The sequence below is a fragment of the Nocardioides sp. NBC_00850 genome, from assembly GCF_045207335.1.
In the GTDB taxonomy this organism is placed as follows: domain Bacteria; phylum Actinomycetota; class Actinomycetes; order Propionibacteriales; family Nocardioidaceae; genus Nocardioides.
In genome coordinates this window covers 1,655,266-1,667,780 of record NZ_CP108845.1, presented here as the reverse complement: position 1 = coordinate 1,667,780, position 12,515 = coordinate 1,655,266, and the positions used below count along the sequence as shown (strand labels likewise).

Genomic DNA, 12,515 nt, shown 5'->3' with positions numbered 1-12,515 from the left:
GCGGCTTGCTGGGATACCCGGTTAACCGGGTATCCCTGCACTTCTCAGGCGTTGCAACACCTGAGAAGTGCAGGAAACACCTGAGAAGTCAGAGGTTGTCGCGCAGGACCTGCGCGATCTCGAGCACAGCGGCGCGTGAGGTACGCCCGGCGCCGACCACGTTCAGGAACCCATGGATCTGGTCGGCGAAGCGCCGGTGCACGACCTTCACCCCGGCCTCGTCGAGCTTGGCGGCGTACGCCTCGCCCTCATCGCGCAGCGGGTCGAACCCCGCGGTCGCGACGTACGCCGGGGCGATCCCGGTCGCCGGGATCTCGGCGTACAGCGGGGCGTGGCGCGGGTCGCGGCGGTCGATGCCCTCGGGCAGGTAGTTGTCGGTCGCCGCGGCGATGAAGTCGGCGGTCAGGTAGAAGCCCTCGCTGAGATCCTCGCGGCTGCGGGTGTTCGCCTCCGACTGCGTCACCGGGTAGATGAGCAGCTGGAACGCGCAGTCCTCACCAACGGCGAGCGCAACCCCGGCGGCCAGGTTGCCGCCGGCCGAGTCACCGCCGACACCGATCCGGGCCGGGTCCGCACCGAGCTCGGCCGCATGCTCGACCGCCCACCGGAACGCCGCGACGGAGTCGTCGTACGCCGCCGGGAACGGTGACTCCGGCGCCAGCCGGTAGTCGATCGAGAGCACCTTGACACCCGACTCGCTGGCCAGCAGCCGGCAGGGGGCGTCGTGGCTGTCGAGGTCACCGAAGATGAAGCCGCCACCGTGCAGGAAGACCAGCAGCGGCGCGTTGCCCGAGGCACCCTCCGGGACGTAGAGCCGCGCCTTGAGCCCCGCGGCCCAGAGCTCGCGGACCGACCCGATCTTCTGACGACCGCCCCCGAGCTGCGACTGCCGCAGCAGCGCCACCCGCCCCTTCGGGATCGGCAGCGTCGACGGGTCCGGCTCCCCCGACACCTTCATCAGGGCGAGCATGATCTGCGTGTCCACCGCGAGCGTCTGCCCGTCGTACGTCACCGGCTTGCCGACGAGCCGACGCTGCACGGGAGCCGGAAGGTTCAACGCCGTCGTGAAGGCGGGCCGCTTCACCGGCACCAGCAACGGATCGATCAGGGACGAGACGCGATCAAGAATCGACATGCGCCCAAAGTACCGGTTACCAGGGACATCGTGTAACAGGTAGTTCACCTGGCGACCGGGCCAAAGGCCAGAGTTCGGATCACGTCTCCCCCAAAGACACGCAGGTGAGTCACACTGGCCTCATGAGTCTCGACCCGCAGGCCCCCACCCGCTCGGCCGAGGACACCGTGAGCCTGACCGCGGTTCCTGACCAGCCGTTCGACGTCGAGCCCGAGTACATCCCTGATCACGAGGCGCTGGCCGAGGTCGAGAAGTATGAGGACCGGTTCCTCGACCGGGAGCTGTCCTGGCTGCGGTTCAACGAGCGGGTGCTGGAGATGGCGGAGGACGAGACGCTGCCGCTGCTGGAGCGCGTACGTTTCCTGGCGATCTTCACCTCCAACCTGGACGAGTTCTTCATGGTCCGGGTGGCGGGCTTGAAGCGGCGGATCGCGGCGGGGGTGGCGGTCAAGGCCGCTTCCGGACTGATGCCGCGTGAGGTCCTCGAGGTGATCTGGCGTACGACCCGGGAGCTCTCCGAGCGGCATGCCGAGGTGTTCCGCGGCAAGATCAAGCCGGCGCTGCTCGAGGAGGGCATCCAGCTGCTGCACTGGGAGGACCTCACCCCCGAGGAGGTCAAGGCCTGCAAGAAGCTGTTCAAGGAGCGGGTCTACCCGGTGCTGACGCCGCTCGCGGTGGACCCGGCCCACCCGTTCCCCTACATCTCCGGCCTCTCGCTCAACCTCGCCGTCCGGCTGAGGGACCCGAAGACCAAGAAGAAGCACTTCGCCCGGGTGAAGGTCCCGCCGATCTTCAGCCGCTTCGTGCCGCTGGGCAACGACCGCTTCGTGCCGCTCGAGGAGGTCATGGGCGAGCGTCTGTCCAAGCTGTTCCCGGGCATGGAGATCCTCGAGGTCCACACCTTCCGGGTCACTCGTAACGAGGATCTCGAGGTCGAGGAGGACGACACCGAGAACCTCCTCACCGCGCTGGAGAAGGAGCTGCTCAGGCGGCGCTTCGGCCCTCCCGTACGCCTCGAGGTGCAGGAGTCGATGACCGACTCGACGCTCGACCTGCTGGTCTCCGAGCTCGGCATCTCCGACAAGGAGGTCTTCCGGCTGCCCGGTCCGCTCGACCTGCGCGGGCTGCACGGGATCGCCGACATCGACCGCGAGCAGCTGAAGTATCCGGCCTTCGTGCCGAGCACCCACCCGGCGCTCGCGCCGGTCGAGAGCGCCGCGCCGGTCGACGTCTTCAAGGCGGCCCGTCGTGGTGACGTACTCCTGCAGCATCCCTACGACTCGTTCGCGACCAGCGTGCAGCGCTTCATCGAGCAGGCCGCGGCCGATCCGCGGGTGCTGGCGATCAAGCAGACCCTCTACCGGACCTCCGGCGACTCCCCCATCATCGATGCCCTGATCGACGCCGCCGAGGCCGGCAAGCAGGTGCTGGTGCTCGTCGAGATCAAGGCACGCTTCGACGAGGTGGCCAACATCCGCTGGGCGCGCAAGCTCGAGCAGGCCGGCTGCCACGTGGTCTACGGCCTGGTCGGCCTGAAGACCCACTGCAAGCTGGCGATGGTGGTGCGCGAGGAGCCCGACGGCACGATCCGTCGCTACACCCACATCGGCACCGGCAACTACAACCCGAAGACCTCCAGGCTCTACGAGGACATGGGGCTGATCACCACCAACGAGGGGATCGGCGAGGACGTCGCCCACCTGTTCAACAACCTGTCCGGCTGGAGCCGGGAGGCGACGTACGAGCAGCTTCTGGTCGCCCCCGGCAACGTACGCAACGGCCTGATCGAGCAGATCCACGCCGAGATCGCCCACCATCTGGGGGGGCGGCCGGCGAGGATCCGGCTCAAGGCCAACTCGGTGGTCGACGAGGCCATCATCGACGCGCTCTACCTGGCCTCCCAGGCGGGCGTGCCCGTGCAGCTGCTGGTGCGCGGCATCTGTGCGCTCCGTCCGGGCGTGGAGGGGCTGAGCGAGACCATCGAGGTGCGCTCGATCCTGGGCCGGTTCCTGGAGCACTCGCGGATCTTCTGGTTCGAGAACGGCACCGCCGACGACGGGGACGGCCCGAGCGCCTGGATCGGCTCGGCCGACATGATGCACCGCAACCTCGACCGACGGGTGGAGGCCCTCGTACGTCTCCCCACCCCCGAGCTCGTGGCCGAGGTCGGCGCACTGTTCGATCTGGCATTCGAACCGACCACGGATGCCTGGCTCCTCGGGCCCGACGGGACCTGGACCCGAAACCACGCTCCCAACCATCTCCAGGCGATGTTGATCACACGCCAGCGCCAGCGCAGGCGCGCCGCGGCGGGCTGAACACGCCCCTGGCTTTCGTCGTGTCAAGCGGACTCGCCTAACATGAGCCCGCAGGTCTGCCTCATCCAGCCAGGAGCCCCCCGTGCGTTTCCGAATCCGCCCGGTCGACACGTCGTTCTACGACCTGTTCACCGAGTCCGCCAACCACCTCGTCGGTGGTGTCTCGCTGCTCGCCGAGATGCTCAGCGACACAGCCGATCGCGAGGACGTCGCGCGACGGATGCGCGACGCGGAGCACGCCGCTGACGAGTCCACCCACGAGATCGTCAAGAAGGTCAACTCGACCTTCGTCACGCCGTTCGACCGCGAGGACATCTACGCCCTCGGCTCCGGTCTCGACGACGTCATGGACTCGATGGACGAGGTCGTCGACCAGATCTTCGTCTACGGCGTCAACATCCTGCCCCCGGAGCTCTCCGACCAGGTCACCGTGCTCCAGCGCTGCGCCGAGCTGACCGCGGCGGCGATGCCCAAGCTGCGCTCGATGAAGGAGCTCTCCGAGTACTGGATCGAGATCAACCGTCTCGAGAACCAGGGCGACAAGAACCACCGTCGCATCCTCGCCAAGCTCTTCTCCGGTGAGTACGACGCGATGGAGGTCCTCAAGCTGAAGGACATCGTCGAGTCCCTCGAGGACGCGATCGACGGCTTCGAGAAGGTCGCGAACACCGTCGAGCAGATCGCCGTCAAGGAATCCTGACACCGTGGAACTTGCCATCGTCATCGCGGTGGTCGTCGTCGCCCTGGTCTTCGACTACACCAACGGCTTCCACGACGCCGCCAACGCCATCGCGACCTCCGTCTCCACGCGCGCGCTCACGCCGCGCATCGCCCTCCTGCTCGCGGCGGTGATGAACTTCGTCGGCGCGTTCCTGGGCCAGAAGGTCGCCCACACCGTCTCCGACACGATCACGCCACCATCAGGGGCACATGGTCTGACCGTGGTGATGGCCGGCCTGCTCGGCGCGATCGCCTGGAACATGATCACCTGGTACTTCGGTCTTCCCTCGTCCTCGTCGCACGCGCTCATCGGTGGTCTGGCCGGTTCGGCGATCGCCGCCGGCGCGTTCGTCAACTGGATGACGGTGCTGGAGAAGGTCGTCATCCCGATGTTCATCTCGCCAGTGGTCGCCTTCGGCCTCGGGTTCGGCGTGATGCTCGCGATCATGTGGCTCTTCCGCCGCGCCAACCAGCACAAGGCCCAGAAGGGCTTCCGGATCGCCCAGACGATCTCGGCCGCCGCGATGGCTCTCGGTCACGGCCTCCAGGACGCCCAGAAGACGATGGGCGTCATCTTCCTCGCCCTGGTCACCGGTGGCTTCCTCACAGCCGATGACGACCTCCCGTTCTGGGTGATCGCCGCGGCCGCGACCGCCATCTCCCTCGGCACCATGTCCGGCGGCTGGCGCATCATGCGCACCCTCGGCCGCCGGATCATCCACCTGGACCCGTCCCGCGGCTTCGCCGCCGAGTCGGTCGCCGCCTCGGTGCTCTACTCCACGGCGTACATCTGGGAGGCCCCGATCTCGACCACCCACACGATCACCTCGGCGATCATGGGTGTCGGCGCGACCAAGCGGTTCTCCGCGGTCCGCTGGGGTATCGCGAAATCCATCGTCGCCGCGTGGGTATTCACCTTCCCGGCAGCCGGCACCGCCGCAGCCCTGATCTACCTGCTCTGCCACTTCGTCTTCCAGCTGCCCTGATCCTGGTCGACGAGAAACCGCCCTGCACCGTGTCGGTGCAGGGCGGTTTCGCATGTGGCGCGTGCTCCGGCTCAGCCGAAGCGGCCGGAGATGTACGCCTCGGTGTCCGGGTTGTCCGGCTTGGTGAACATCTGCTTGGTGGGGTTGAACTCCACCAGGTGGCCCGGCTGGCCGGCTGCCTTCAGGTTGAAGAAGCCGGTGTCGTCGGAGACACGGGCGGCCTGCTGCATGTTGTGGGTGACGATCACGATCGTGTAGTCGGACTTCAGCTCGTGGATGAGGTCCTCGATCGCGGCGGTCGAGATCGGGTCGAGAGCCGAGCACGGCTCGTCCATGAGCAGCACCTCCGGCTGGACCGCGATCGCCCGGGCGATGCAGAGACGCTGCTGCTGGCCACCGGACAGGCCCATGCCGGGCTTGCCGAGACGGTCCTTGACCTCGTTCCACAGGTTGGCGCCGCGCAGCGCGCCCTCCACGATCGAGTCCGCCTCGGACTTCTTGATCCGCTTGGAGTTGAGCTTGTTGCCGGCGAGCACGTTGTCGTAGATCGACATCGTCGGGAACGGGTTGGGCCGCTGGAAGACCATGCCGACCTTGCGGCGTACGGCCACCGGGTCGACGTTCGGCCCGTAGATGTCCTCGCCGGCGATCGAGATCTTGCCCTCGACGTACGCGCCGGGGATGACCTCGTGCATCCGGTTCAGGGTGCGAAGGAAGGTCGACTTGCCACAGCCGGAGGGCCCGATGAAGGCGGTCACCGACTTCGGCTTGATGGACATGGAGACGTCCTCGACGGCCTTGAAGTCGCCGTAGAAGATGCTGGCGTCCTTGACTTGAATGGACATGTGTTTCTCCTAGCGCCCGGTCTTGGGGGCGAAGATCGTGCCGACGATACGGGCGATGAGGTTGAGAACCATGACGAGGATGAAGAGCACCAGTGCTCCACCCCAGGCGTACTCGACGCCCTTCGCCGTGGCCTCGGACAGCTGGGTGTAGATGAAGACCGGCACGGTCATCATCGGGCTGTCATCGAAGGCGTTGGTGTTCAGGTTCGGGTTGAACCCGGAGGCGACCAGCAGCGGCGCGGTCTCGCCGATCACGCGCGAGATCGCGAGCACGACGCCGGTGATGATGCCGCCGATGGCGGTCGGGAGCACCATCCGGGTGATGGTGCGCCACTTCGGCACGCCGAGGGCGTACGCAGCCTCGCGCAGGTCGTCGGGGACCAGCTTGAGCATCTCCTCGGTCGAGCGGACGACGGTCGGGATCATCAGCAGCGAGAGCGCGACCCCACCGCCGAAGCCGAAGCGCGTGCCCGGCCCGACGATCAGGGTGAAGAGCGCGAACGCGAACAGGCCCGCGACGATCGACGGGATGCCGGTCATGACGTCGACCAGGAAGGTGATCGCCTTGGCGAGACGGTTGCCCTTGCCGTACTCGATCAGGTAGATCGCGGTCATGATGCCGATCGGGATCGAGATCAGCGCGGCGATGCCGGTGACGATCAGGGTGCCCATCAGCGCGTGGTAGAGGCCGCCCTGCTCGTCGCCGGTGACCGAGCGCATCGAGAAGGTGAGGAACTCCGGGCTGATGACCGCGGCACCGCGGGCGATGACCATGTAGACCAGCCAGATCAGCGGGATGACCGCTACGGCGAAGGCCGTCCACACGAGCCCGGTGACGAGCTTGTCGGTGGCCGAGCGCCGGTTCTCCACCAGCAGAGCCCACAGCGGGTAGCCGATCAGGAACCCGAGCAGGCCGATGACGGCCGCCCCGACGATGCTGACGCCGAGGACCAGCGCCAGGCCGCCGAGGGCGACGGCTGCGACGCCGACCAGCCACTGGGCACCTCGCGGGAGCGTGGCGTGGGAGAGCTTGGTCTCCTCGTTGGAGACGTCGATGCGATGTCCTGAGCCTGTCGAAGGGTTGCTCACTTGGCCCTCCCTCGGGCGACGATCCAGCGGGCGAGTGCGTTGACCAGGAAGGTGAAGGCGAACAGCACGAGGCCGGTCGCGATCAGCACGGAGAGCCGGTCGGGCGTGCTCTCCTTGTAGCCCTGGGCGATGTGGGCCGCGATCGTCTGCGGGTTGTTGGTGCCGATGATGAACAGCGAGATCAAGACCTTCGGCGAGGCGATCATCGCGATCGCCATGGTCTCACCTAGGGCCCGGCCGAGGCCGAGCATGACCGCGGAGACCATGCCGGAGCGGGCGTAGGGGAAGACCGCGTAGCGGATCATCTCCCAGCGGGTCGCGCCGAGCGCGAGAGCCGCCTCCTCGTGCAGCCGCGGCGTCTGCGCGAAGACCTCGCGGCAGATCGAGGTGATGATCGGCAGGATCATCACGGCCAGCACGATCGAGGCGGTGAACAGCGTACGACCGTTGCCCGAGGGCTGGCCGTCGAAGAACGGCAGCCAGGCGAGGTTCTCGGAGAGCCAGGCGTGGGCCGGCACCAGGTAGGGGCCGAGCGCCACCGCACCCCACAGGCCGAAGACGACCGACGGGACCGCGGCGAGCAGGTCGATGACGTACGCGACCGGGGTCGCGATACGCCGCGGGGCGTAGTGGCTGATGAAGAGCGCGATCGCCACGCTGAAGGGGACCGCGACGATCAGTGCCAGGACGGCGGCGTACATGGTGGCGTACAGCAGCGGCACGACCAGGCCCAGGAACGAGCCCTGGCCGGCGTAGTTCTGCTCGTCCACGTTGAAGCCCGGGATGCCCTCGATGCCCAGGAAGATGAAGACGGCTGCCAGCGCCACCAGAATGAGAGTGGCAGCGGTGACGGCGAGGCCACGGAAGACGACATCACCCACCGAGCCACGGCCGGAGGAGAGCTCCGGCTTCGGATCAACGCCAGGGTCGGCGCCGGGGTCAGCGGCGACAGTCACAAGGCATTCCTCGACTTTCTTGTTTCGGTTCTCAAGACAGCCGTACGGGCGGCGGCCGCAGCCACCGCCCGAACGGCGATCAGATCAGACGTACCGGCACTTACTTGATGCCGCCGACCAGGTCGAGAGCCTTGTCGGCGGTCTCACGGTCGAGCGGTGCGGAGCCGGCCTCCTCGGCGGCGACCTTCTGGCCCTCCTCGGAGAGGATGTACTCCAGGAAGCCCTTCACGTTGGCCGCGTCCTCGGCGTTCTCGTAGGTCGGGCAGGCCAGCAGGTAGGAGACCAGCACGACCGGGTAGACGCCGGCCTCGGTGGTCGTGCGGGCGACCTCGACGGCCATGTCGTTGTCGCTGGTGCCGACCGGCTTCGAGGCGGCCAGGATCTTGGCAGCGGCCTCGGCGGTCGGCTCGACGAAGTCCTCGCCGACCTTGACCTTGACAGTGGCCAGGTCGTTCTCGCGCGCCGCCGACTCGTCCATGAAGCCGATGTAGCCGGCACCCTGCATGGCGGTCACGACACCGGAGGTGCCGTCGCCGCCCTCGCCGCCCTTGATGGAGGCGGGCCACTCACCGTCGGGCTCCTCGGTCCAGCCACCGGCCTTCGAGAGGTAGTCGGTGAAGTTCTCCTGGGTGCCCGAGTCGTCCGAGCGGTGAACCGGGGTGATCGCGGTGTCCGGAAGCTTGGCGTCCGGGTTGGTCGCGGCGATCGCCGGGTCGTTCCACTTGGTGATCTTGCCGGAGAAGATGCTGGCAAGCGTCTTGGCGTCGAGGTTGAGCTCGTCGACACCCTCGACGTTGAAGACGACGGCGATCGGCGAGACGTAGCCCGGGACCTGGATCGGGTCGGCGCCGCACTGCTCCTTGGCCTTGCTCAGCTCGCCCTCGTCGTCGTTGAGAGCGGAGTCGGTGCCGGCGAAGAGGTAACCGCCGGTGATGAAGCCCTCACGACCCGAGCCGGAGCCCACGGGCTCGTAGACGACGCTGAGGTCGGGGTTGGCGTCCTGGATGCCGGCGACCCATGCCGCCTGGCCCTTTTCCTGCGAGGAGGCTCCGCCACCCTTGATGGTGCCCGAGAGGGTGCCTTCCCCGTCGCTGCCGCTGTTCTGCTCGTTGGCAGCGCCGCAGGCGCTGATCGCAAGAGCAAGGGCCGCAGCCGTGATGCCCGGGACGAGTGCCCGGCGCAGCGAGGTGGTGTTCACGCAAGTCTCCTGATTGATGATGCAGTCGATTCGGAGTTGTCGCGATGACCGTAAGGAGCCGAGGTGGACGGGAAACTCGGTGAAGGTGAACACAGGCTGAACGAGGAATTCAAAGTCGGTGGCAAATCAGTGTCAGTTCCGGGCACAGGAGATGAACAGGCAGGCCTCAAGCCTCTGTTAGACCTGAAATGCCTCAACAGCACGCACTTCACCTGCGCGCACGTGCAGCACCATCAGCTCGCCCTTCGCCAGCTTCGGGTCACGCATCCCCAGCCCCTCGAAGACCCACGGCAGCACCGGTCGGTGCGTGCAGATCACCGTCGGAACGGCCAGGTCACGCAGGGTGTCCGCAATCAGGGCCGACACGCTACCTTCCTCCGCACCCTCCTCGCTCAGCAGTCTCATCTGCTCGGACGCGATGCCGGCGAGCCCGGCGTAGGGCGCGACGGACTGCGTGCAGCGAACGCTCGGCGAGGTGATCACCCGGCGGATGTCGTAGGCCATCAGCAGGCCGGCCAGAGTGACCGCCTGGGTCCGGCCGGTGTCGTCGAGCGGCCGCTCCTGGTCTGCACCCGACCAGGCCGAACGGCCGACGGACGAGGCGTGACGGAGGACCACGAGGGGCGTGGTGGGGTCGCGTACGTCCTCGGCCTGCTGCAGCGTCGCCCGATCGTGCGGGTAGGTGAGCCGCTGGCGCGCCTCGTCCACCGGCAGCCACTCGACGTCATCGATCTCGTCGTTGATCAGGTAGCCCTCGACGTCGTCGTCGGTGCCGGCAGCGGTGCGGCCGACCCAGTAGTGGACCACCTTCTGCCCCGCCTCGACGGGATAGCGCTGCTGCTGGAGCGGGCGACCGAGCGCGACCCGCAGGCCGGTCTCCTCACGCACCTCCCTGATCGCGGCCACCGGGACCGTCTCGCCGGGGTCGACCTTCCCCTTGGGAAAGGACCAGTCGTCGTACTTGGGTCTGTGGACCAGCGCCACCTCCGACAGGTCGTCGTGCTCGCGAAAAACCACTACGCCGGCGGCCGGGATCTCGGGCATGCGCACAGGGTATGTCGTGAAGGCGGCTGATTCGTCTAAGGTTCCTCGCAATGCTCCGCACCCCCCAGCTTCTCGGCCGCCCCAGGACGTGGGCAGACCGATCATCCCGAGTCGTACGCGCCCACCCCTTGTTGACCATCGCGGTGGGCGTCGTCGTCGTTGCGCTCGTCATCTTCCTCGCCCGCGCATGGGCGACCCGCGGGGGCGACCTCGACGAGGCGCTACGCCTGGCCCCCGCCGAGGCGACCCGGGTCTCCTTCACCGACTGGACGGGAATCCGCGAGAGCGTCGGTGCCGATCTCGATGCCGACTCCACACCGGAGGAGGTCCACGAGATGATCGACGAGGCCTATACGAAGGACCTCACCTCGACCTCGGTGCTCCCCGACGCCTCCGGCCTGCTGCAGCAGCACTTCGGCTGGTCGCCTGCGACCCTCGACTGGGAGCTCTACACCCAGTCGACCGAGGGAGCGCTCATGGTCGGGCACCTCGAGGACATGGATGCCGACCACCTCGTCGAGCAGCTCACCTCGATGGGGTTCACCGCTCCCGAGGACGATCCCGCGGACGGTGGTGTCTGGGACGGCACCCTGGTCCCGTTCTCCAGCTTCACGGACTCCGGGATCGACTCGACGATCAGCCCGCAGCTCACCTACATCGCCTTCCTGCCCGAGGATGACCTCATCCTCGCCTCGGACGGCAGGCGATATCTGAGCGACCAGGTCGAGAGCCTCGGCGACGGCGACCTGCACGAGCCGATGACGGACGCCGCCGACCGGATCGGCGACCCTCTCTCCGCGTTCGTGTACGACGGCGACTTCACCTGCACCGAGATCGGGCTGGGCGGTGCCTCGGCCGCCGACCAGGACCAGGCAGACGGCCTCGTCGACGCCGCCGGAGACATCAACCCGATCGCGGGCTTCGCCATAGCAGCCGAGTCGAGCGGAGACGTACGTGTCGCGATGTCGTTCGAGAACGACGACCAGGCGCGTACGAACGCCGATACGCGGGCCAAGCTCGCCGTCGGCCCGGCGCCCGGCCAGGGCGGCACGTTCGACGAGCGGTTCGAGCTCGGAAAGGTCGCGGCCAAGGACGAGGTCGTCACCATGCAGCTGCGGCCGAAGGACGGCGCAGCCGTGCTCTCCGACCTGGCGAACGGGCCGCTGCTCTTCGCGACCTGCTGACGCCTTTAGGGGATGATCCCGAGGATGCGGTCGATCTCCTCTTGGGAGAGGTGATCCTCGGACTCGCTGGCGGCGACGATGAGATTGGTCGTGAGCTCGACCTCGAGGAGCAGCTCGGGATCTTCCAGCGTCACATCGAACTGATCAGCCACGCTCGCCGCCTCCTCACGTCACGCTCAAAAAGCTCGTCTTCACATCATCGCCCAGTCTCGGTGGATCTGCGCGCTGATCCACCAAGAACCATCAAAAGTTGTCACATCAAGCGTGACACAGAAGCCTGAGAGGGCTCCAATCAGACCACGAGGCCCCAGCCGAACGGCTGGGGCCTCGTTGCAGATGATCATTGTCGGCAGGTGCCGAACCCGAGATCGCCTTAGCTACTCATAGAGCCTTGTTTCAGAGAGGGCGAACGTTCTCCGCCTGCGGGCCCTTCGGGCCCTGGGTGACGTCGAACTCGACCTTCTGGTTCTCGTCCAGCGACTTGTAGCCGTTGGTCTGGATCGCAGAGTAGTGAACGAAGACGTCGTCGCCGCCGTCCTCCTGCGCAATGAAGCCGAAACCCTTCTCGGCGTTGAACCACTTAACGGTGCCCTGAGCCATCTGCTCGTTACTCCTTAGTCGGGGCGAGAGGCCACCAGGTTCGGTAGCCCCGCATCAGGGGCGGGTGACACGTCGCTCCGACCTGTGTTCCCGGACCGGGGTCCGGGCGGGCACAGAGCAGAAACGCCGTTGGATCACAAACTCCGCAGGCGTCAGACCTTCTGGAACTTGCACCTGTTGCGGGAGTGACACTAGCAACTCACGCGCCTGTGCGAACCCCCCTTGACCGATCGTTTTACGCGCGAAGCGGTGAAGGTTGCGCAACAGAGCCGTGAAACGACCGCTCAGCGGGACGTACGACCACGGGTTCCGAGGCAGCCTCCAGCCCACGAGAGTCCAGCCGACTCCGCCCGCCGCCGCAATACTTGGCTAGCCACATGATTGCTGTTATGGTGAATATGTGGCTGGCCACATTATTCGCCAGAGCAACGCGACCCGAA

12 protein-coding genes are annotated in these 12,515 nt (G+C 67.0%); 4 read left to right on the top strand and 8 right to left on the bottom strand.

Annotated elements, in window-relative coordinates; all coding sequences use genetic code 11:
• Positions 1–88: 88 nt before the first annotated feature.
• Positions 89–1,135, bottom strand: a complete 1,047-nt coding sequence (locus OH802_RS08130) for an alpha/beta hydrolase (RefSeq protein ID WP_406026835.1) — start codon at positions 1,133–1,135, stop codon at positions 89–91.
• 122 nt (positions 1,136–1,257) lie between these two features.
• On the opposite strand from OH802_RS08130, the gene OH802_RS08125 reads away from it, so the two are divergent.
• The 3 genes from OH802_RS08125 to OH802_RS08115 all read left to right on the top strand — a co-directional run bounded on the left by OH802_RS08125 (position 1,258) and on the right by OH802_RS08115 (position 5,159).
• Positions 1,258–3,453, top strand: a complete 2,196-nt coding sequence (locus tag OH802_RS08125) for an RNA degradosome polyphosphate kinase (protein ID WP_406026833.1) — start codon at positions 1,258–1,260, stop codon at positions 3,451–3,453.
• 82 nt (positions 3,454–3,535) lie between these two features.
• The gene (locus tag OH802_RS08120) at positions 3,536–4,153 is read left to right on the top strand and encodes a DUF47 domain-containing protein (protein WP_091045846.1); all 618 of its coding nucleotides are present in this window, start codon (positions 3,536–3,538) and stop codon (positions 4,151–4,153) included.
• Between the two features lie 4 nt (positions 4,154–4,157).
• On the top strand, positions 4,158–5,159 hold the full coding sequence (locus tag OH802_RS08115; RefSeq protein ID WP_406026831.1) for an anion permease: 1,002 nt from the start codon (positions 4,158–4,160) through the stop codon (positions 5,157–5,159).
• Positions 5,160–5,230: 71 nt separating this feature from the next.
• Here OH802_RS08115 and pstB read toward each other — a convergent pair whose 3' ends face one another.
• From pstB to OH802_RS08090, 5 genes are all read right to left on the bottom strand, one after another.
• Entirely contained in the window at positions 5,231–6,004 is a 774-nt protein-coding gene (gene pstB / locus OH802_RS08110) for a phosphate ABC transporter ATP-binding protein PstB (protein WP_406026829.1), read from the bottom strand.
• Between the two features lie 9 nt (positions 6,005–6,013).
• Positions 6,014–7,093, bottom strand: coding sequence for a phosphate ABC transporter permease PstA (pstA, locus tag OH802_RS08105; protein ID WP_406026827.1), 1,080 nt, complete (start codon positions 7,091–7,093; stop codon positions 6,014–6,016).
• On the bottom strand, positions 7,090–8,049 hold the full coding sequence (gene pstC / locus OH802_RS08100) for a phosphate ABC transporter permease subunit PstC (RefSeq protein WP_406026825.1): 960 nt from the start codon (positions 8,047–8,049) through the stop codon (positions 7,090–7,092). The genes pstA and pstC overlap by 4 nt, the downstream gene beginning before the upstream one ends.
• Positions 8,050–8,149: 100 nt before the next feature.
• A complete protein-coding gene (gene pstS / locus OH802_RS08095; RefSeq protein WP_406026823.1) occupies positions 8,150–9,247 on the bottom strand; it encodes a phosphate ABC transporter substrate-binding protein PstS in 1,098 nt (365 codons plus the stop codon).
• A 177-nt stretch (positions 9,248–9,424) separates the two neighbouring features.
• Entirely contained in the window at positions 9,425–10,291 is an 867-nt protein-coding gene (locus OH802_RS08090) for an NUDIX domain-containing protein (protein WP_406026821.1), read from the bottom strand.
• 50 nt (positions 10,292–10,341) lie between these two features.
• Between OH802_RS08090 and OH802_RS08085 the strand changes: the two genes are divergently transcribed.
• Positions 10,342–11,475, top strand: a complete 1,134-nt coding sequence (locus OH802_RS08085) for a hypothetical protein (RefSeq protein ID WP_406026819.1) — start codon at positions 10,342–10,344, stop codon at positions 11,473–11,475.
• 5 nt (positions 11,476–11,480) lie between these two features.
• Here the strand turns inward: OH802_RS08085 and OH802_RS08080 are convergent, their stop codons facing one another.
• Both OH802_RS08080 and OH802_RS08075 read right to left on the bottom strand, forming a co-directional pair.
• Positions 11,481–11,627, bottom strand: a complete 147-nt coding sequence (locus OH802_RS08080) for a hypothetical protein (protein ID WP_165111317.1) — start codon at positions 11,625–11,627, stop codon at positions 11,481–11,483.
• A 244-nt stretch (positions 11,628–11,871) separates the two neighbouring features.
• Entirely contained in the window at positions 11,872–12,075 is a 204-nt protein-coding gene (locus tag OH802_RS08075; RefSeq protein ID WP_045548871.1) for a cold-shock protein, read from the bottom strand.
• Positions 12,076–12,515 lie beyond the last annotated feature (440 nt).